The organism is Pseudoalteromonas sp. G5_S1_14_S5 (assembly GCF_054968605.1).
Genome location: NZ_JBQKUM010000034.1, coordinates 1 through 21625 on the forward strand (window position 1 = coordinate 1; position 21625 = coordinate 21625).

The 21625-nt window shown below is 44.8% G+C and carries 18 protein-coding genes; 15 read left to right on the top strand and 3 right to left on the bottom strand.

All coding sequences use genetic code 11. The features are described 5' to 3' along the window. Window positions 1–795: 795 nt before the first annotated feature. Window positions 796–1938: a tRNA epoxyqueuosine(34) reductase QueG gene (gene queG / locus ACTRWI_RS11725; RefSeq protein WP_499131567.1), complete on the bottom strand. Its 1143-nt coding sequence runs from the start codon at window positions 1936–1938 to the stop codon at window positions 796–798. A gap of 222 nt (window positions 1939–2160) precedes the next feature. On the opposite strand from queG, the gene tsaE reads away from it, so the two are divergent. From tsaE to hflC, 8 genes are all read left to right on the top strand, one after another. Then, window positions 2161–2625, top strand: a complete 465-nt coding sequence (gene tsaE / locus ACTRWI_RS11730) for a tRNA (adenosine(37)-N6)-threonylcarbamoyltransferase complex ATPase subunit type 1 TsaE (RefSeq protein WP_499131570.1) — start codon at window positions 2161–2163, stop codon at window positions 2623–2625. Further along, entirely contained in the window at window positions 2619–4340 is a 1722-nt protein-coding gene (locus tag ACTRWI_RS11735) for an N-acetylmuramoyl-L-alanine amidase (protein ID WP_499131571.1), read from the top strand. The genes tsaE and ACTRWI_RS11735 overlap by 7 nt, the downstream gene beginning before the upstream one ends. 75 nt (window positions 4341–4415) lie before the next feature. After that, the gene (gene mutL, locus ACTRWI_RS11740; protein ID WP_499131573.1) at window positions 4416–6608 is read left to right on the top strand and encodes a DNA mismatch repair endonuclease MutL; all 2193 of its coding nucleotides are present in this window, start codon (window positions 4416–4418) and stop codon (window positions 6606–6608) included. Window positions 6609–6752: 144 nt separating this feature from the next. Further along, entirely contained in the window at window positions 6753–7685 is a 933-nt protein-coding gene (gene miaA, locus ACTRWI_RS11745; RefSeq protein WP_499131574.1) for a tRNA (adenosine(37)-N6)-dimethylallyltransferase MiaA, read from the top strand. A gap of 193 nt (window positions 7686–7878) precedes the next feature. Next, window positions 7879–8142, top strand: a complete 264-nt coding sequence (gene hfq, locus ACTRWI_RS11750; RefSeq protein ID WP_004741290.1) for an RNA chaperone Hfq — start codon at window positions 7879–7881, stop codon at window positions 8140–8142. Window positions 8143–8186: 44 nt separating this feature from the next. Then, window positions 8187–9494, top strand: coding sequence for a ribosome rescue GTPase HflX (gene hflX, locus ACTRWI_RS11755; RefSeq protein ID WP_499131575.1), 1308 nt, complete (start codon window positions 8187–8189; stop codon window positions 9492–9494). A gap of 27 nt (window positions 9495–9521) precedes the next feature. Further along, window positions 9522–10724, top strand: coding sequence for an FtsH protease activity modulator HflK (hflK, locus tag ACTRWI_RS11760; protein ID WP_499131576.1), 1203 nt, complete (start codon window positions 9522–9524; stop codon window positions 10722–10724). Between the two features lie 2 nt (window positions 10725–10726). Beyond that, window positions 10727–11707 carry a protease modulator HflC gene (gene hflC / locus ACTRWI_RS11765; protein ID WP_499131577.1) on the top strand — a complete coding sequence of 327 codons (981 nt, stop codon included), beginning with the start codon at window positions 10727–10729 and terminating at the stop codon, window positions 11705–11707. 214 nt (window positions 11708–11921) lie between these two features. Here hflC and ACTRWI_RS11770 read toward each other — a convergent pair whose 3' ends face one another. After that, window positions 11922–12110: a DUF2065 domain-containing protein gene (locus ACTRWI_RS11770; RefSeq protein ID WP_499131578.1), complete on the bottom strand. Its 189-nt coding sequence runs from the start codon at window positions 12108–12110 to the stop codon at window positions 11922–11924. Window positions 12111–12282: 172 nt separating this feature from the next. Between ACTRWI_RS11770 and ACTRWI_RS11775 the strand changes: the two genes are divergently transcribed. Further along, complete coding sequence (locus ACTRWI_RS11775; protein WP_499131579.1) at window positions 12283–13599, top strand: adenylosuccinate synthase; 1317 nt, start codon at window positions 12283–12285, stop codon at window positions 13597–13599. A 450-nt stretch (window positions 13600–14049) separates the two neighbouring features. Continuing rightward, window positions 14050–14685 (top strand): flagellar protein MotX, encoded by a 636-nt coding sequence (motX, locus tag ACTRWI_RS11780; RefSeq protein ID WP_499131580.1) that lies wholly within the window; start codon window positions 14050–14052, stop codon window positions 14683–14685. Window positions 14686–14813: 128 nt separating this feature from the next. Here the strand turns inward: motX and ACTRWI_RS11785 are convergent, their stop codons facing one another. Continuing rightward, complete coding sequence (locus tag ACTRWI_RS11785) at window positions 14814–16223, bottom strand: amidohydrolase (protein WP_499131582.1); 1410 nt, start codon at window positions 16221–16223, stop codon at window positions 14814–14816. A 249-nt stretch (window positions 16224–16472) separates the two neighbouring features. Between ACTRWI_RS11785 and rnr the strand changes: the two genes are divergently transcribed. The 5 genes from rnr (at window position 16473) to rplI (ending at window position 21458) form a co-directional block, all read left to right on the top strand. Beyond that, window positions 16473–18974, top strand: a complete 2502-nt coding sequence (gene rnr / locus ACTRWI_RS11790; RefSeq protein WP_499131584.1) for a ribonuclease R — start codon at window positions 16473–16475, stop codon at window positions 18972–18974. A 138-nt stretch (window positions 18975–19112) separates the two neighbouring features. Further along, window positions 19113–19853, top strand: a complete 741-nt coding sequence (gene rlmB / locus ACTRWI_RS11795) for a 23S rRNA (guanosine(2251)-2'-O)-methyltransferase RlmB (RefSeq protein WP_004741280.1) — start codon at window positions 19113–19115, stop codon at window positions 19851–19853. A 387-nt stretch (window positions 19854–20240) separates the two neighbouring features. Further along, on the top strand, window positions 20241–20630 hold the full coding sequence (rpsF, locus tag ACTRWI_RS11800; RefSeq protein ID WP_004741278.1) for a 30S ribosomal protein S6: 390 nt from the start codon (window positions 20241–20243) through the stop codon (window positions 20628–20630). Window positions 20631–20739: 109 nt separating this feature from the next. Then, on the top strand, window positions 20740–20967 hold the full coding sequence (rpsR, locus tag ACTRWI_RS11805; RefSeq protein WP_000090472.1) for a 30S ribosomal protein S18: 228 nt from the start codon (window positions 20740–20742) through the stop codon (window positions 20965–20967). A 38-nt stretch (window positions 20968–21005) separates the two neighbouring features. Continuing rightward, window positions 21006–21458: a 50S ribosomal protein L9 gene (gene rplI / locus ACTRWI_RS11810; RefSeq protein ID WP_004741277.1), complete on the top strand. Its 453-nt coding sequence runs from the start codon at window positions 21006–21008 to the stop codon at window positions 21456–21458. The last annotated feature ends 167 nt before the right edge of the window (window positions 21459–21625 follow it).

Here is a 21625-nt window from a genome sequence, read left to right on the forward strand (position 1 = left end):
TTTGAAAGTGAAACATGAAGAGCATTTTGGCAGAGTGCAATCCTTGCCAAGGTTGAGGTCACGCCTAATCCTTGAAGATCGGGAACCTCTTGTGTCGCTCCATTTTTAGAGTTGTACATAAAGGGCATTCTGGCAGAGTGCAACCTTAACAAGGTTGATGTCATACCTAATTCTTGAAGATCGGGAACCTTGTGTGCTGCTCCAATTTCTTTTTAAGCTATCTGGCTTAGATATAGGCTTTAAGCCTAAGCTCTTTCTTTAATGCTGCGAAGCATAATTCCCCAAAAAAGCAAATAATCCTCCATCATGGTGGATATTTTTTTGTCTTAAATTTTTCTTAGCAACTGGAATGCTAGTAATCATCAGGTCTCTGAAGTAGATACTTGATGCTTTTCACATCTATAAACAGACTTATCCACAAATAGTTAGATGTGGATAACTTGGTTGATAAAGTTATTTTAGGCTTAATTCTTTATATCTCTCAAGAAGATCTTTCTTGTTTTCAATATGTTAGCGAAACCTTAATGTTTGTAACCTATTGTTTTGTATGGGTTTGTGTGCGTATGCTGGATTTGATGAAAGATCGTTAACTTGTTGTTTTTTGATCTTAATCATTTATCGGTACTGTGTTTAACTTTGTGTAGGTGTCGGAAGTTTACGAGAGTTCTGAATTTTTTCCACATTGCCAAAATTGAGAACAAGGTCAAACATTGTTCTAAAATTATGTGCAACGAGTTATCTTAAATATTGGACTGTTAGTAAGAGCTAGCCTGCCAGACATTGGCATATGTAGGGCTAAGCATCTCTTGGTAGTCCTTTCTCAACAATGCGTATCAGTCGATGCTTTTTAGTTGCGACTTTGCTATTACCTTTTTGAACCTCCATCATGCTCGGCAATTGCTGTAATTGTTTTTCTAAAGCCCACTCGATATGAACATCTAACATGTCGCAATTACCTCGGTGAGACTCTAAGGTTTCAACAATACGTTGTTGGTATGGTGCATTACCCATAGCAACATAAATATTGCGTAACCATTGGGTATGACCAATACGTCTAATCGCTGAGCCTTCCATTTTCTTTAAGAAGGTCGCTTCATCCCAACTTGCGAGTATAACTAGGTCGGCTTCTTTAAAATCTTCTCTGCGGTGGAAGTCTTTTTGCTCAGTGATATCAGCGTGTCGATTCCATGGACAAACCAATTGGCAGTCATCGCAACCATAGATTCGGTTCCCAATTGCTTCTCTGAATTCCTCTGGGATTACGCCATCGTATTCAATCGTTAAATATGAAATACATTTTCGAGCATCAACCACACCATCAGCAATAATGGCGCCGGTTGGGCAGGAGGTGATACATGCGGTGCATTTTCCACATTCGTCAACACTCGGCTCATCGACTGGAAGAGGAATGTTCACTAGTAGCTCTCCAAGGAAGAACCAAGAGCCCGCGTCTTTATCGAGTATGAGTGAGTGTTTACCTGTCCAGCCAAGCCCTGCTTTTTGAGCAAGTGGTCTTTCTAAAATAGGTGCAGAATCGACGAAAGGACGAGAGTCTAAACCTTCGACCTCTTTTTCAATTCGTTGCCCCAGCTTTTTCAATTGGTTACGGAACAATTTGTGATAATCGCGACCTAAAGAATAACGGCTGATGTAACCTTGAGTGGTATCACTGAGGTTTGAGGCAAATTGAGCTTCTGGTGGTAGGTAGTTCATTCGGGCGCTGATCACTCGAATGGTTCCTGGGTGAAGTTCATTAGGACGTGCGCGCATCATGCCATGACGGGCCATCCAATCCATTTCGCCATGATGACCCGCATCTAGCCATGCTTGAAGAGGGGCTTCGTGTTCACTTAAAGCAACATCACAGATGCCAACTTTTTGAAAGCCTAGCTCTTTTCCCCAAATTTTAATTTTTTCAGAAAGATGGTCTAGATTCATGGCTTCATTCTTATAGAGATAAGGATAACTAAAATGAGGTTCGGCAAAAATGGGGGCGGATCTTAACGGATCTTAGTGGTGTTGACCAGAACAGACGTGTTTTGAATAGTATTTTTCATAGAACTTACACTTGAGTGCTTGTCTCTCAAAAGCATCACGGTTTACTATTCTTGTTCTTTTGATTTTTATATAGTCAACGATCGATTTTTAGAGAACGTATTCATGAGCACTAAACAATTTACTTTGAAAGATGAACAAGCAACGATTCAACTAGGAACGGAGCTTGCTAATCTTTGCTCACAGCAGACAACGATTTATCTACATGGTGATCTTGGCGCAGGTAAAACGACGTTTAGTCGCGGCTTTGTAAAAGCACTTGGTCATCAAGGAAATGTAAAGAGCCCAACGTATACTCTAGTTGAACCTTATCAACTTGCAGATTGGCAGGTGTATCACTTTGATCTTTACCGCCTAGCCGATCCTGAAGAACTCGAGTTTATGGGGATTCGTGATTACTTTACGCCTGACGCGATCTGTTTGGTTGAATGGCCAGAGAAAGGCCAAGGGCTGCTACCAGAAGCGGACATGGATATTGATATTCGTTACCAAGACGATCACCGTATTGTTTCCCTAACCGCTAATAGTGAATACGGACAGCGCTTACTTAGTCAGTTGGAGTTATGTTGATTTCTAGACGCCTTTTGCCAACAGTAGCCATGATGGCTGCTGTTTTCTCCTTACTATTTTCATCATTGGTTTCTGCGAATTCACTAAAAGGTTTGAGGGTTTGGCCTTCACCTGAAGACACGCGTGTGGTTATCGATCTTAAATCTGAGGTCGACTTTAGCTATTTCACACTGAGTAGCCCAAGCCGCTTGGTTGTTGATTTAAAAAATACCGAATTGGCGACTAAGCTGCCGGTGGTGGTGAAAGATAGTCCAGTACTTTCTAAAGTTCGTAAAAGCTCTCCCCCACAGAAAGGAACCTATCGCTTAGTTTTCGAGTTGAAGAAATCCTCTAAAGTTAACCTTTTTAAGTTAAGCCCAACACCGGGCGGTCAATATGGGCACCGCTTGGTGATCGATCTGCCTCATGGTACGGTAAGCAAGAGTAAACCAACGATAAAACCAAGTAAGCCAACGGTAAGTAAAGATATTAATCAGGTTAAGCGTCAGAAAGATATCTTGATTGTGATTGATCCTGGGCATGGTGGTGAAGACCCAGGCTCGATCGGCCCAAGTCGTAAATATGAAAAAGATGCGACGCTGAGTATTTCTAAAAAGTTAGCTGCTCAATTGAATGCGATACCGGGTATCAAAACTCGTATGACTCGTAATGCTGACTACTTTGTAAACCTCAATCGACGTGTTGCTATCGCTCGTGAGAATGAAGCACACCTATTGATCTCTATTCACGCGGATGCCTTTACTACACCTCAGCCTCGAGGCGGTTCGGTGTTTGTGCTGAACACTCGACGTGCGAATACAGAAATCTCCCGTTGGATTGAGAATAAAGAGAAACAATCAGAATTGTTGGGAGGCACGGGTACTGCTTTCACTAGCAACATTGATGATAAGAACGTCAACCAAACTCTGTTGGACCTGCAATTTAGCCACTCTCAGAAAGAGGGCTATAAACTGGCAACAGCGATTCTGTCTGAAATGGGGAAAGTTGCTAAACTACACAACAGTAAGCCGATTAATACGAGTTTGGCAGTATTGCGCTCACCGCAGATCCCATCGGTATTGGTAGAAACGGGCTTTATTTCAAACCCAACGGAAGAGAAGTTACTTTTCCAACGTTCGCATCAAGATAAACTTGCGCGTGCTGTGACTAAAGCCGTGGTGAAGTACCTAAAAGAGAACCCGCCTGAAGGGATTATCTTGTCTAATGCGACATCATCAACAGGCAGTGTGAGTCAGCACAAGGTGTCTCGTGGTGAATCGTTATCGGTGATTGCGAGTAAGTACGGCACATCGACACAAGCATTGATGAAATACAACAACCTGAAATCAAGCAGCCTAGCGATTGGCCAAGTGCTTAAGATTCCAGGCAGCGCTTCAAGCTCATCATCAAGCAGTGCGGTTAAAACTAAGACTATCACTCATACGGTTAAGTCTGGAGAATACCTAGGTAAGATCGCTAGCAGTTATAAAGTGTCTGTGGCTGATATTAAACGTGAGAACCGTCTAAAATCAGAAACAGTAAGAGTCGGTCAAAAGTTACGTATTACGGTTGAGGTTAAAGATATTCCTCTGCGCAAACATAAAGTCGCAAGAGGCGATTACTTAGGCAAGATCGCCGCTAAATACGGTGTGAGTGTGAACAGTATTCGCCAAGCGAATAAGCTCCGCTCTGATGAACTGGCGATTGGACAAGTGCTGATTATTCCTCATAAATAATCGAGTTTAACTAACATAGAAGTGCCTTCTAAGCTTGGAAGGGCTTCTATGGATGGCAGTAAGGTAGCTATAAATATGACGATCAAAATACTGCCAGCTCGCTTAGCGAACCAAATCGCAGCGGGTGAAGTGGTAGAAAGGCCAGCCTCTGTTGTAAAAGAGCTGGTTGAGAACAGTTTGGATTCTGGCGCGACACGTATCGATATTGATATAGAGAAAGGTGGCGCCAAGATGATCCGTGTTCGTGATAACGGTAAGGGCATCGTAAAAGATGAGCTTGCTCTCGCACTAAGTCGCCACGCTACTTCTAAAATCCATACTCTTGATGACCTTGAGGCTATCGTCAGCCTAGGTTTCCGTGGTGAAGCGCTAGCGAGTATCAGCTCAGTGGCGCGTTTAACTATGACTTCACGCCCTGCTACTCAAGATCAAGCTTGGGCTGCGCACAGTGAAGGCCGAGACATGCAGGTAAAATTGCAGCCTGCCGCACACCCAATTGGCACCTCGGTTGAAGTGCTGGATCTGTTTTTCAATACTCCGGCACGCCGCAAATTCTTACGTACTGAAAAAACCGAATTCACTCATATTGATGAGCTGCTTAAGCGCATCGCCCTAAGTCGCTTCGATGTGACGATCAATCTGCGTCACAACGGCAAGATGATTCGTCAGTACCGCTCAGCTAAGACAGAGGTTCAAGCCGAAAAACGCATTGCTGCAGTATGTGGTAATCCATTTGTTCGTCATATGCTCAAGATAGAGCTTGAGCATCAAGGGTTAAAACTTCACGGTTGGATCACCACGCCAGAAGGGGCAAGGCAGCAAAGCGACTTACAATACTGCTATGTGAATGGTCGCATGATGCGTGACAAACTGATCAATCATGCGATTCGTCAAAGCTACGAAACTAGCTTGCGTCCAGACCAATTTGCAACTTACGTACTCTTCATTGAGCTAGACCCGCATCAAGTCGATGTGAACGTTCACCCTGCTAAACATGAAGTGCGCTTTCATCAGGCTCGTCTGGTGCATGATTTTATTTATCAAGCACTGAGCGATGGCTTAGCACAAAGTAAGCAAGTCGATGCAGCGCCTATTAATCAATCCGCTTTCCACCAATCAGAAGCCCCTAACTATCAGCAAAATAGTTCTGTGCCTGAAGCGGAAGAGACGACGAGTTTTAGTGCTCCAGAAAGCAATGTCCCAGCTCATTCGGAACAATCGCAGGTTTCTGAAAGGGTGCGACATGCCATTGAGCAGACTCCAGCCTATCCGAGAAAAGCAGAATCCGAGCAAGCTTATAACCAGCCTCAACACAGTGTTCATGACGGTGGTCAGCACTATGGCTCAGCGTCTAACAGAGGTTCTTCAAGCTGCGGCTCTTTAAGTAATCTAGGTTCATCGGCTAACCGAAACTCGTCTGCTCGTGAAACCAGTTTTACCGGTTCACCTCGTCAAGAGTGGACAGAATCACGACCTGCTCCGAAAAAAGAGAAAGAGTCACATCAACACCACGCCGAACCTGCACCTTCGAAGCGCGAGGTGAGCGCTTACAAAGAGCTATTGAAAACGCCAGATTTTGAGCGTCAAACGGATGCGCCATCAGAGGCTCAACAGCCAATGTTGCAAACAGCGCCAAGCGAAGCTGAGTTGCCTCAACAGAAGCTACCTCAGTCGAAGCCAAGAACACCAGTCACTGAATTAGGTAAGGCGGTCTCTATTGTCGAGCGTCAGTTCCTGATGATGGGCAATAAGAATGGTTGCGTGTTGGTCTCCTTGGCTAAAGCGGAATTACTGCGCGTTATTGGCCAGCTCGATACACGAAGTGGGGCATTGAAAAGCCAGCCATTACTGGTGCCTTTATCGCTTAAAATTGGCAGTGAATTGGTTGAGGTGGCGAAGGCATTGAGCCAACCACTGGCTCGTCTTGGTATTGAGCTTAAAGTTCGAAACAGTGAAGCGGTCATGGTGATGGGGGTTCCTTCTCCATTAAGACAGCAAAACTTACAAATTCTGATCCCAGATCTGTTATCGTACGCGGCTTCAATAAATGCCCAGAGTACAGTGAAGCAACCTAATGACATGTTGCCAGCTTTGGTTAACTGGATCGGGGTTCAAACCTCACAAGTAAAAAGCGACTACACTCTATCTGAAGCGGTTCAATTAGTTGGGGAACTTGAACAACTTTGGCATGGTCTACTCCCATTAGATGATCCTGAGTTTGTTAACCCTATCGACTTTTCGGCGACTATTGCGGCATTTATGGCTTAGTTTACTGGTAAATTAAGCTATTTTACGGCTTAGGCTGTGTATGATTTTATTTTTACGATGGGACGCTATTTTTGAACGCGAATCCCTCGTGACAAAAGCCCTTTGCTAAAAAGTGCTATAACTGAGAAACAAATACTAAATATCATGACTGAAAAATTACCTTTAGCGTTGTTTTTAATGGGCCCAACGGCATCAGGAAAAACAGATTTAGCTATCCGCTTACGTCAGAAATACCCAGTAGAGATCATCAGTGTCGATTCGGCACTTATCTACAAAGACATGGATATCGGCACCGCTAAACCGGATGCAGAAGAGCTTGCGCTCGCGCCTCATCGCTTGATTGATATTCTTGACCCAAGCGAAGCGTACTCTGCGGCAGATTTTCGTCGTGATGCTCTGAAAGAGATGAACGAGATCGTTGCCCAAGGCAAGATCCCTCTTTTAGTGGGCGGCACCATGCTTTACTACAAAGCGTTGTTGGAAGGTTTATCGCCACTACCGGCTGCGGATCCTGAAATTCGCAAGCAGATTGAAGCGGAATCTATTGAGCAAGGTTGGCAAGCATTACATGCTCAATTAAGAGAGATAGATCCCGTATCCGCTGAAAGAATACACCCAAATGATCCACAAAGGCTTTCAAGGGCATTGGAAGTTTATCGAATTTCGGGTAAAACATTAACAGAGCTAACTCAAACGAAAGGCGATAGCCTGCCATTTCGTGTAAAACAATTTGCAATAGCTCCCAAGGAAAGGAAAGAACTCCATCGCCGCATTGAGCTGCGTTTCGAGAAGATGATCGAAGCAGGGTTTGAAGAAGAAATGAAGGCGCTGTACGCCAGAGAAGATCTTCATCCTGAATTGCCATCGATCCGATGCGTTGGTTATAGGCAGATGTGGGATTACTTAGATGGTAATTGTGATTTAGACGAAGCGGTTTTCCGTGGTGTCTGTGCAACCCGTCAGTTGGCCAAGCGACAGATCACCTGGTTGCGCAGTTGGGATGATTTAACTTGGTTGGATAGCGAAAACATTGATCAAGCGTTAGAAACTCTTTCAGATGCAATAGCATCTGATTAGTATTGCTGTGTATAATGTTATCGCTTTTGCGTGAATATACTCTGGAAAGGATCCGTTATTGAGGCTTTTTAAAATCACAGCCTTTCAATAACAACGGAGTTTTTTTATTCATTTAGCTCAGATGCAAAGGCCGCACCTTTTTGTGCACCACTAGCTAAATAATTACAACAAAATACAAAATAAGGAAAATAAAATGGCTAAGGGGCAATCGCTACAAGACCCATTCCTAAATGCACTCCGCCGTGAGCGCATTCCAGTCTCAATCTATCTTGTAAACGGTATTAAGCTGCAGGGTCAGATCGAGTCTTTCGATCAATTCGTGATCTTGCTGAAGAACACGGTAAACCAAATGGTTTACAAGCATGCGATTTCTACTGTGGTTCCTGCTCGTGCAGTGAGTCACCACAGCGGCGAGCAACGTGCTCCATCTGATCGTGCTGAGAAGACAGAAGATTAATCGTTCAATTAACACAGCAAATGCTGTGATAAGGAGTTGGTTGCTTGTTTGACCGTTATGAATCCGGTGAGCGAGCCGTACTTGTTCATATCAACTTCACGCATGAGGGAGAATGGGAAGACTTAAGCGAATGCGAAATGCTGGTCTCTTCTGCGGGGGTAGAAACGCTACAAGTGATTACTGGTAGCCGCCAATCCCCACTCCCTAAATACTATGTCGGAGAAGGTAAAGCCCTAGAAATCGCACAAGCTGTTCAGCTGACCGGTGCTGAAATTGTGATTTTTAACCACTCCCTCTCTCCTGCCCAAGAGCGAAACCTCGAGCAATTGTGTAAATGTCGTGTGATTGATCGCACGGGTTTGATCTTAGATATCTTTGCACAACGTGCGCGAACTCATGAAGGTAAGCTACAAGTTGAGCTCGCTCAGCTTCGTCATATCTCTACCCGATTGATTCGTGGTTGGACTCACCTTGAAAGGCAGAAAGGTGGTATTGGTCTTCGTGGTCCAGGTGAAACTCAACTGGAAACCGATCGACGTTTGTTGCGTGACCGTATAAAGGCAATATTACGTCGTTTAGCTAAGGTAGCTAAGCAACGTGAACAAGGGCGACGCGCTCGTAATCGAGCTGAGATTCCAACCGTTTCATTAGTTGGTTATACCAACGCGGGGAAATCAACGCTTTTCAATCGAATCACTAGTGCCGGTGTTTATGCGGCAGACCAACTGTTTGCAACACTAGACCCAACACTACGTAAGATTGATTTGCCAGATGTCGGGCCTGCGATTCTCGCAGACACTGTAGGTTTTATCCGTCATCTACCACACGACTTGGTCGCTGCGTTCAAGGCTACGTTACAAGAGACGCAGGAAGCTGACATTTTGTTACATGTTGTTGATGCCAGTGATGACCGCTTTCGTGAGAACATTCAGGCTGTTCATGATGTATTGGAAGAAATCGATGCTCATGAAGTGCCAACCCTTGTAGTCATGAACAAGATTGACTGCATGGAAGACCAAAAACCTCGCATTGATAGAGACGAAGATGGCGCGCCACGCGCTGTTTGGGTTTCTGCAATGGAAGGCGACGGTATCGAACTGCTGTTTGAAGCTTTAACTGAGCGTTTAGCGAGTCAAATGGTTCAATACCGACTGTGTATTCCGCATCAACATCAAGGCCGAATTCGTAGTTTATTTTTCCAGCTGAAATGTATTCAACAGGAAGAGTATGATGAAAATGGTAACTTGTTGATAGATATCCGAATGCAACAGATAGATTGGTCTAAACTTGAAAAAAGAGAAGGGGCGCTCTTGGGTGACTTTATCGTTACCTCAGAGACTGCTACAGTATAACGTCATATCAAATGATGGAGTTTTCTAATGGCGTGGAATGAGCCTGGAAATAACAACGGCGATAACGGCCGCGATAATGACCCTTGGGGCAATAAAAATAATCGCGGTGGCCGAGATCAAGGACCGCCAGACCTAGACGAAGTGTTTAACAAGCTGAGTCAAAAGTTGGGTGGCAAGTTTGGTAAAAAAGGTGGCAACGGAAACGGATCATCTATTGGTGGTGGCGGTGCAATTGGCTTTGGTGTCATTGCTGTTATTGCTATCGCTATCTGGTTCTTCGCTGGTTTCTATACCGTTGGCGAAGCAGAGAGAGCGGTTGTACTTCGATTAGGTCAGTTTGATCGTATTGAAGAGCCTGGTCTTAACTGGCATCCACGTTTCATCGATCAAATCAGCGATAGACAGCTGGTCAATGTTCAAGCGATCCGCTCACTGCGCGCATCGGGCACAATGCTGACGAAAGATGAAAATGTAGTGAATGTATCAATGGATGTTCAGTATCGTGTAACTGATCCATACAAGTATCTCTACCGAGTGACGGATGCGGACGATAGCTTACATCAAGCGACAGACTCTGCTTTGAGAGCAGTGATTGGTGATTCTCTGATGGACGCGATCCTAACCAGCGGTCGTCAGCAGATTCGTCAAAGTACGCAAGAGACGTTGAACCAAATTATCGATAGCTATGACATGGGTATCACCTTGGTTGACGTAAACTTCCAGTCGGCACGTCCGCCTGAGCAAGTTAAAGATGCGTTTGACGATGCCATTGCTGCTCGTGAGGATGAAGAGCGTTTCATTCGTGAAGCTGAGGCTTACAAAAACGAAATCTTACCAAAAGCGACAGGTCGTGCTGAGCGTTTGAAGAAAGAAGCGCAAGGTTACAGAGAGCGTATTACTAATGAAGCAGAGGGTCAGGTAGCTCAGTTTGAAAAACTACTTCCTGAATACGCTGCTGCTCCTGAAGTGACACGTAATCGTCTGTATCTAGATACAATGGAAGAAGTATATAGTAATACGTCTAAGGTTCTTATTGATTCAGAATCAAGCGGCAACTTGCTGTACCTTCCGATTGACAAGTTAGCCGGTCATGATAACGAAAGTGCTAAAGCTCGCAAATCGAGAACAGGTTCTGCTTATGATGAGATTCAACTAGAGTCTGACCGTAAAGACGTTGCACCAAAATCTAACTCTGAAACTCGCTCAACATCACGTCAAGGGAGATACTAAGAATGCGTAAGTTAATGATCCCTGTATTAGTGATTGCATTGGCTCTTATGTTGATGTCACTGTTTGTGATTCCAGAAGGTGAGCGTGGCATTGTTGTTCGTTTTGGTCGTGTTCTGAAAGACAATAACGAAATCACTCGCATCTATGAGCCGGGTTTGCATTTCAAAATGCCGATGTTTGATCGCGTACAGCGATTAGACGCGCTAATTCAAACCATGGATGGCCGCTCTGATCGTTTCGTAACTTCGGAGAAAAAAGACGTAATCATTGATTCGTACGTAAAATGGCGTATTGAGGACTTCGGTCGTTACTATCTGGCGACAGGGGGTGGTAATGCAATGCAAGCAGAGGCACTACTTGAGCGCAAGGTAACCGATGTTTTACGTTCTGAAATCGGTTCTCGCGAAATCAAGCAAATCATTTCTGGTCCTAGCGACAAGAGTAAAGAGCTTGCAGACGGCGTTGAAGATGAATTAGCGAATGAAGCTGCATTGAAAGCGTTAGAGATTGATGGCGAACGTGATCAAATCATGCAAGAGGTTTTGGATGATACTCGCAAGAGCGCACTAAAAGATTTGGGTGTAAGAGTTGTTGACTTCCGTATTAAGAAGATCAACTTACCTGATGAAATTAGTGAGTCTATTTACCGTCGTATGCGTGCAGAGCGTGAGTCCGTAGCTCGTAAATTCCGCTCTCAAGGTCGTGAGAAAGCAGAAGTTATCCGAGCTCAAGCTGAGCTTGAGGTGGCAACCATTCTTGCTGAGGCAGATAAAACGGCTCGTGTGACTCGTGGTGAGGCGGACGCAACGGCAGCTAAGATATATGCGGATGCGTACAATCAAGACCCAGAGTTTTTCAGTTTGCTACGCTCTCTCAAAGCCTACAAGAAATCGTTCAGCTCTAAGAGTGATATTCTAGTATTGGATCCAAAGAGTGAATTCTTCCAGTACATGAATCAAGCGAGCGGTGCTCCAGCGAAATAAGCTGAGTAGTTATTGAAGCAGCAAACGCAGTCCTTCAATAACGAGACATGTTAAGACTCAAAAGGCTCCCATTGTGGGAGCCTTTTTGCTTTTTGGGATTCTGCATTTCATCTTGTCTTGAGCTGCTATGAGAGAGTGGTTGCTCGAACTATCTTTCATCTAGCAATGCTAAGGAATTATACAGAGAAGCTATTCTGAGAAGTGATGACGTGAATTAGTGGTGTGTCATAAAAGCGATCACGGCGCCAGCGACAACAAGGCAGCCACCAATGCGGCGTAATTGAGTATCGGGCTGCTCGCTTAGCTGAGCGACCATATTTCTCCAGCCATTTGGTGCGATTAATGGGCCAAGCCCTTCCACGATGAGAACAAGCCCAATTGTGAGCCAAATTGAATCAGACATGATGCTGCCTTATATCTATAAAAATATAATGATATCAGCATCTTTAGCGATCTGCCCTTCGTAATCGCTGTTTTATTTTTGTACAGCGTTAACGTTTATGAACAAAAAGTGACTGCAAGAAGTGTGATTCAGTGCTAGAATCCATTTTTAATTAGCAACAGAAATTGGAAAGATGGGAAATAACGTAGTCGTTCTAGGCACCCAATGGGGTGATGAAGGTAAAGGTAAAATCGTTGACCTTTTAACTGAAGATGCAAAATACGTGGTTCGCTACCAAGGCGGTCACAATGCAGGTCATACACTTGTAATTGACGGTGAAAAAACCGTTCTTCACTTAATTCCATCAGGCATCCTGCGCGATAACGTTAAATGTGTTATCGGTAACGGTGTTGTACTTTCGCCTGAAGCACTTCTTAAAGAAATGAAGCCTCTTGAAGAGCGCGGTATCCCAGTTCGCGAGCGCCTTTTCGTTTCTGAAGCTTGTCCACTAATTCTTCCTTACCACATCGCTATCGATAACGCGCGTGAAATCGCTCGTGGCGCGAAAGCTATTGGTACAACTGGTCGTGGTATCGGTCCAGCTTACGAAGATAAAGTTGCTCGTCGCGGTCTACGCGTTGGTGATCTTTTCGATAAAGAAATGTTCGCTGAAAAACTAAAAGAAGTAATGGAATTCCATAACTTCCAACTAGAGCACTTCTACAAAGCTGAAACAGTAAGCTACGAAGATGTACTTGAGCAGTGCATGGGTTACGCAGATCTACTAACTTCAATGGTTATGGACGTAACTGACGAACTAGACACAGCACGTAAGCGCGGCGACAAGATCATGTTCGAAGGCGCTCAAGGTACTTTACTAGATATCGACCACGGTACTTACCCATACGTAACTTCTTCTAACACGACTGCTGGTGGTGTTGCTGCAGGTTCTGGTTTTGGTCCTCGTCACATCGGTTACATCCTTGGTATTACTAAGGCTTACTGTACTCGTGTTGGTTCTGGTCCATTCCCAACTGAGTTATACGATGGCCTTGAGAAGCAAGACCCAATTGGTAAGCACCTAGGTGATGTTGGCCACGAGTTTGGCGCAACGACTGGTCGTCTACGTCGTACTGGTTGGTTCGATGCTGTTGCTATGCGTCGTGCAATCCAAATCAACTCTCTAACTGGTATGTGTCTGACTAAACTAGACGTTCTTGACGGCCTAGAAGAGATCAAGATCTGTACTGGCTACAAGATGGCTGATGGTTCTATCCTAGAAGTTTCTCCAATGGCTGCTGAATCTTTTGAAGAAGCAACGCCAATCTACGAAACAATGCCAGGTTGGTCTGAAACAACATTTGGTGCCAAGTCAATCGACGCGCTTCCACAAGCTGCTCTTGATTACATCAAACGTATCGAAGACCTAACAGGTGTGCCAATTGATATCGTATCAACTGGTCCAGACCGTAACGAAACTATCATCAAGGTTCACCCATACAGCGCATAATGCCTGATTGAGTGATTACTACTGCACCTTTAGTGCTTTGATAATTAAATCGTTTTCTAAAAGCCGACTTTCTTAAGTCGGCTTTTTTATACTTGTAATTTGAGGGACGATACCAATCACAGTAAGTAAGTGATCAAAAATAGCGCCGGAAAAATGCTTGAGAACAAGGCAGAATTTTTCGATAAGTAGTTATTCTACAATCAAAAATTCTAACGAAGTTATCGAGTATTTTAACAAGCTAGAGTGAGCAGTTATTTACTACGATTGGTATATAGCTTTCTGTGATGATCTTTTGAACACCATCTGGCAAAAAATTGCCCATTTGCGGCAAATTTTGTCTAAAGCGATACGCTTAGTTGCCGATACAGATATCATAGTGAGTGAAATGTAATTGAGTTTAGGTTGCCCAAAGGCTCGATTCGTTTTTAAAACCGATAATAGAGTGCAGGTATGAAGCTACGAATTGTGGCAGCTTCATTGATAATGGCGCTGAGCTCACCCTTGAGTCAGGCAAATTTGGCTGATGTCGGGGAGCCGGTTCCAATATATACAGAAGCTGAACTGATTAATTTAATCGAGAATAATCAACACCTAGAGCGAGTGAAAGCTGATAAGTGCCAGTTAGTTGAAGATATCGTTGCTCGTGCAACGCGTATTAGCTTGCCTTCTTATGAGTTTTTATACGGCGATATGCTAGCGTGGGGTGTATGCGTTCCTCAAGATGTAGAGCTGGGTCTTTACTATATGGAAAACGCGGCACACCAAGGTTTACCTGCAGCACTAGAGCAATTAGGTCGTTATTATGCTCGTGGAACCTTGGTTCAACAAGACCAAGAGCGTGCGATCCCATACCTGCGTGAAGCGGCCTCTTTGGGGAACCTGAGTGCCAGTATTCATCTCGCAGAGTTGTTGTTGCGTGACTATGGCAGCCCGTTAGATTACGAAGATGCTTACCGCTGGTTATACAACTCGGTCACGGCAGATCAAAGGCAACACAAGCGCATTACTGTATTGCGAAGTGGTCTGGAAAAGAGAATGCCAGACAATATTATTGCTCGAGCAAAACGCCGAAACGCGTTCTGGTAAGACAGAACTAGAAACCTGTAATGACTCCTGCACTCATTGTTACAGGTTACAAGAGAAAAGAAGCCCCGCCTAACTGAATTAGTGCGGGGCTTTTTACGTTTAGATAGTCATGTTATTCGATAGCGAACTTATTGAACTACTTCACCTGATTCGATAACGGTTTCACGAACTACCTTGGTGAAATCGAGCGCCTCCTGACGAATCTTATCTTCATCTACCGTTAGCATGTCGCGATCTTGCATGATGATTTTGCCATCGATGATCGTGTGACGAACATTGCCAGAGTTAGCTGAATACACCAGTGCTGAATACGGGTTGTAAACAGGAACCATGTTTGGTGCTTTAGTATCGATCACTATGATGTCTGCTAGCTTACCGGCTTCAAGGGAGCCGATCTTATCTTCCATGTGTAGCGCTTTTGCAGCGCCCATTGTTGCCATGTCGATCACTTTGATCGGCGGCATTGCTGCACGATCTTTATTGACTAGCTTATGAACTTTAGCCACTTGGTTGAATTCATCAATGGTGCTCAGAGTGTTGCCAGACATTGGGCCATCTGTGCCTAAACCGATACGTACATTCTCATCATACATCTGTAGTGCTGGTGATACGCCTTTTGCCGACTTGATGTTTGCACTCATGTTATGAGCGACACCCATATCTGATTTTTTAACAAGCTCAATGTCATGGTCGTCAACTAAGATCATGTGTGCACCAACCAGGTTTTTGTTGAGTGCGCCAATGCTATCCATGTATTGAACCGGCGATAAGCCTTCTGAACGCTCTGCGATCTTCTCTACTTCACGGTGCGATTCTGCAAGGTGGATCATCACTGGCACATCTAGCTCTAGTGATAACTTAGAAATCTTCTGCAGGATCTCTGTGGTGTTGGTGTAAGGCGCATGTGGTGCAAATGCAGGAGTAATACGTGGGTGATCCTTATATTCTTCAATGAAATTCAACGCGTACTTGATACCTTCTTCAGCGTTTGCAGCATCGGCAACTGGGAACTTAATAACGGTCTCACCAAGGATGGCACGCATACCAATCTTATCGACCGTTTTTGCAACTTCATCCTCGAAGTAGTACATGTCGGCGTAAGTTGTCACACCGCCTTTGGCCATTTCAACGTTACCTAGGTTAGCACCAATGCGCACCATATCGCGTGATACTAACTTCTTCTCTAGTGGGAAGATGTAGCGGTGTAGTCGGTCTGGCACATCATCAGCCAGTGAACGGAAAACCGTCATTGATACATGGGTGTGAGTATTGATTAGGCCTGGCATTACGATATCGCCATCGACGTCTAGCACTTGCTCAGCCTTGTATTGCTTCTTGAGTGAAGCATCGCCAACCGCAATGATTTTATTGTCTTTGACGACAACCGTTCCGCTCTCATAAACCGTTTTGTCTTGGTTCATGGTTAGAACCATTGCATCGGTAATCATAAGGTCAGCTTTTTCCATCGCAGAACTTACGAATGGGAATAGCGCAAGGCTCGCCATTGCTGAAGCCAATAAGGTGCGTTTTAATTTCATATCAATACTTAGAACAGGAGTTGGTAAAAGTGTCTGGATAATAGTGCATTTAACGCATGAGGCAAACGTTTGTTTTATCGTTTGCGTAAAATTCTGATAGTAGTCCGTTACTGTGAAGTGATGTTTCACAAAATGAAGATATGTATCAATCTGAGGTTATTTTCGGGTTTTCTAAAGCATATCTGTAGCTTACCTCTAGCATCGGATATACTAGAGGGATATACCTTCCTTGCTTAAGCAGGCCCGCCTATGTCAAAAAACACACCGATGTCAGAAAACACGACAGCTACCACTAACGTTGATCCTTTTGCCGATCGAGAGTCGAAGAATTACGACAATCCAGTACCAAGCCGAGAGTTCATTTTATCGTTTCTAACGGAAGCGAATATTCCAATGAACCGCAATGACCTATTCGAAGCGCTTGGCCTTGCTGGAGAAGAACAATATGAAGGGCTACGTCGTCGTTTACGTGCTATGGAGCGTGATGGACAGCTTGTCTTCACTCGTCGCCAATGCTACGCGCTACCTGAAAAACTGGAGCTAGTGAAAGGCTATGTGATTGGCCACAAAGACGGTCATGGCTGGGTTCGTCCTGATGGCAGCAAAGGCAAGGATGACGATATTCTACTGCCGCATCATCAGATGAAAACCACCATGCACGGTGACTACGTTCTGGCTCAGCCAACGGAAAACAGCAAGCGTGGCCGTCGTGAAGGTCGTTTAGTTCGCGTGCTTGAAGAACGTACTACGCCAATCGTCGGTCGTTTCTTCTTGGAGTATGGTCACTCTTATGTGGTTGCTGACGATTCACGTATCAGTCATGACATTCTCATCCCAACCGAGCATAAAGGCGGAGCTCGAATGGGGAATGTGGTTGTGATTGAAATAACTGACCGTGGCGGTCGCTCTCGTAACATGATGGGTAAGGTAACTGAAGTACTTGGTGAAAACATGGCTCCGGGCATGGAAACCAAGATTGCGATTCATACCCACCAGATCCCAAATGAGTGGCCAGAAGCTGTTGATAAACAAATTGCTAATTTGGGTGAGCATGTACCTGAAGAAGCGAAAGAGGGGCGTGTTGACCTGCGTAAATTGCCATTGGTAACAATCGATGGTGAAGATGCACGTGACTTCGATGATGCGGTTTATTGTGAAGCGGAGAAAGGTGGTGGCTGGCGCCTATGGGTAGCGATTGCAGATGTTAGCTATTATGTTCGTCCTGATACTGCGTTAGACAAAGAAGCGATCAATCGTGGTAACTCGGTTTACTTCCCATCGCAAGTTGTACCAATGTTGCCAGAAGTGCTTTCTAATGGTTTATGTTCATTGAACCCTCAAGTAGACCGTTTGTGCATGGTGTGTGAGATGACTATCTCAGATAAAGGTAAACTGTCTGGTTACAAGCACTATGAAGCGGTAATGAACTCTCATGCTCGTCTTACTTATAACAAAGTAGGGGCAATCCTAGATGGCAACGAAGAACTTCGTGAGCGTTACGTTCAAGAAGTGCCGCATCTAGAAGAGCTACACAGAATGTACAAAGTACTGAAGCAGACTCGTGACGAGCGTGGTGCGATTGAGTTTGAAACGGTAGAGACTAAGTTTATCTTCAATGCGGATCGTAAGATTGACCGTATTGAACCCGTGATTCGCAACGATGCGCACAAGATCATCGAAGAGTGTATGATTCTGGCGAACATCGCGTCTGCCTCTTTGGTGGAGAAAGCGAAAGAACCATCGTTGTACCGTATTCACGAAACTCCAGGTGAAGAGCGCTTAGCAGGCTTTAAAGATTTCCTAAGTGAGCTTGGCTTATCGCTAGATGGCGGTTTGTCTCCGTCACCAACGGATTACGCAAAACTAATGCAGCAAATTAACGAGCGTGAAGATCGCGAGTTAATTCAAACCATGCTGCTACGCTCAATGAAGCAAGCGGTATACAACGCAGATAACGTAGGTCACTTTGGTCTGGCGCTAAAACGCTATGCTCACTTTACCTCGCCGATTCGTCGTTACCCTGACTTGCTTCTGCACCGTGCGATTAAGTACCTTATTGCGAAAGAAGAGGGTCGCAACAGCGAACGTTGGACACCAACCGGCGGTTACCACTACACTTTCGATGAAATGGACTTCTACGGCGAGCAGTGTTCAATGACTGAGCGTCGTGCCGATGACGCCACGCGTGAAGTGAACGACTGGCTGAAATGTGAATACATGCAAGACCACGTCGGTGAAGTGATGGACGGTGTGATTGCTAACGTAACGGGCTTTGGCTTCTTTGTACGTCTCACTGAACTGCACATTGATGGTCTGGTACACATCTCAGCGTTAGCGAACGATTACTACCAATTTGATGCTGTTGGTCAGCGCTTGGTGGGTGAAAGCTCTGGCAACATCTACCGCTTGGGTGATTCAGTTAAAGTGAAGGTTTCTGCGGTTAACCTAGAAACTCGCCAAATTGATTTTGATTTGGAAGACACTGTTCGTCAGCCTCGTGGCAAAGGTAAAACAGCCAAGAAGCGTGCTGCTGAAGCAATGAAAAAGGCGAAAAGTAAGAAACGCGCCTCAGTGAAGAGCAACAAACCGGGTGTCGCAGCTAAACCATTAGTTGAGCCAACTAAGCGACCAGATGGCAGTTCAGAAGCTTCTGAGAAAAAGAAAAAATCGCGTAATAAGACAGGTGCAGCAAAAGCTCGAGCGAAGAAAAAGCGCTCAGCAACGCGCAAGGCAAGGGCGGACAAGTCGTAGGACATCGCCAAGCGTTAACAACGAATGTAATGCGAGAGTGTCGGGCGTGAAACGCATACTCTCGAAATAAACAACGCAGAGCTGAATGCATTGGAGTTAGTGACATTCATCTCTGAGCAATAAGAGTAATTTGAGACAATGAGTAACGAATTTATTTACGGTATTCACGCGGTGAAAGCCGTATTAGAAAAAGATCCAGCACGCTTCATTGAAGCGTATGTGCTGAAAGGTCGTCAAGACGAGCGCCTTTTACCACTACTGAATCAGCTACAGCAGTTTGGTGTATCTATTCAACAGATGGGCCGTAAGCCGCTGGATGACAAAGCACAAGGTGCAAACCACCAAGGCATTATCGCTAAGGTGAAGCCTGCTAAGCAGCTTAACGAAACTCACCTAGATGACATCCTAGCGCAGCACGAACAGCCATTACTGTTGGTTCTAGATGGCGTAACAGACCCTCATAACTTAGGTGCTTGTCTGCGTAATGCTGATGCGGCTGGTGTTGCTGCGGTTATCGTGCCTAAAGACCGCTCTTCTCCATTAACAGCAACAGTTAGTAAGGTTGCATGTGGTGCTGCTGAAACCGTTCCTCTAGTACGTGTAACCAACCTAGCTCGTACAATGCGTGCTCTGCAAGAACAAGGTGTATGGTTTGTCGGTACTGCGGGTGAAGCGACGCACGACATCTACCAAGCGAAGCTAACTGGTCCTCTAGCAGTGGTAATGGGGGCAGAAGGTGACGGTATGCGTCGTCTAACGCGTGAAACCTGTGATGACCTCATCAAGATCCCGATGGCTGGTAGCGTATCAAGCCTGAACGTGTCAGTGGCTTCCGGTATTTGTCTGTTTGAAGCGGTACGTCAGCGTCTAGCTCAGTAACCTTTAAAGAGACATTGGCTTAAGTCCATGAATTTATTAACGCTCACCACTTGCTGGTGGGCGTTTGTTTTTAGCCGAACCCTTCGGGCAGCCTTTGTGGTTCATTTCTACTGTGTTATCGGCTTTTTACGTAGGCTAGCTACACGTCAAAGCCTCTGTCTTGTAGAAATTTCCCACCAAGAGCTGCAAAAGCCAGCTCTAAAGATTAACAGCCCCTAAATGGCGAAAGAAAAACTGTTTCATTATTCGCCAAATACCACTTGCCAATACAGGGTTCTTTCTATAATATTTGCCGTCCTTAAAACTCGGTCATTTATCTTTAGTTCCTTGCTTCCTCTGGACGACCGAGCCATTCGTGGAAGCTAATAATCCGTAAGGAGCAACCAAATGCGTCATTACGAAATCGTATTCATGGTTCACCCTGATCAAAGCGAGCAAGTTGCTGGCATGATCGAGCGTTACACTGGTTCTATCACTGAAGCTGGCGGTACTATCCACCGTCTAGAAGACTGGGGTCGTCGTCAAATGGCTTACCCAATCAACAAGCTTCACAAAGCTCACTACGTTCTTATGAACGTTGAAGCTGGTCAAGAAGTGATTGACGAGCTAGAAACTGCTTTCCGTTTCAACGATGCAGTTCTACGTAACATGATCATGCGCACTAAAGGCGCTGTGACTGAGCAATCTATTATGCTTAAGCAAAAAGAAGAGCGTGCAGAGCGTGCTCCTCGTCGCGAAGAGCGTACAGAAGCTAAACCAGAAGCAGCTGCTGAGTAATTCTTTTTTGGCTTAATGCCTTAAAAAATTCTCAACTTGTTTTAAGTCTTTCACCACTTTCTAAGTTTTGAAAGGCTGCATTATTAAATTTAAGATCAGGAGATAGCCCATGGCTCGTTTCTTCCGTCGTCGTAAATTCTGCCGTTTCACTGCAGAAGGCGTACAAGAGATTGACTACAAAGACGTAGCAACTCTTAAAAACTACATCACTGAAGCTGGTAAAATCGTACCTAGCCGTATCACTGGTACAAGCGCTAAGTACCAGCGTCAACTAGCTCGCGCTATCAAGCGTTCTCGTTACCTAGCTCTACTACCGTACACTGACAAGCATCAGTAATCGGTAATAGTTAATAATAGTTTAAGAGGACTAAGATAATGCAAGTTATTCTACTTGATAAAATCGGTAACCTAGGTGGCCTTGGCGACCAAGTAAACGTTAAATCTGGTTACGCTCGTAACTTCCTTATCCCACAGGGTAAAGCAGTTATGGCAACTAAAGGTAACGTTGAGATGTTCGAAACTCGTCGTGCTGAACTAGAAGCTAAAGTTGCTGAGCAACTAGCTGCTGCTGAAGCTCGTGCAGAGAAAGTTAACGCTCTAGAAGGCGTTTCTATCGCTTCTAAAGCTGGTGACGAAGGTAAACTATTCGGTTCTATCGGTACTCGTGACATCGCTGACGCTATCACAGCGGCAGGTGTTGAAGTAGCTAAGAGCGAAGTACGCCTACCTGAAGGCGCTCTACGTAACATCGGCGAATTCGAAGTAAGCATCCAACTTCACTCTGAAGTTTTTGCTACTGCGAAAATCGCTATCGTTGCAGCTGAGTAATTTCAGTACCAAGACGAATTCTTTCTTTATGAAAGTTTTAAACACCAGCTTCGGCTGGTGTTTTTTTATGTCTGACTTTCCTGACTGAAGATAATTAGCCCAGATATTGAGTGTTGCGAATCATAGTTGTTAAAGAGCCATTATTGGCAAACGTTTTTGACACCCCC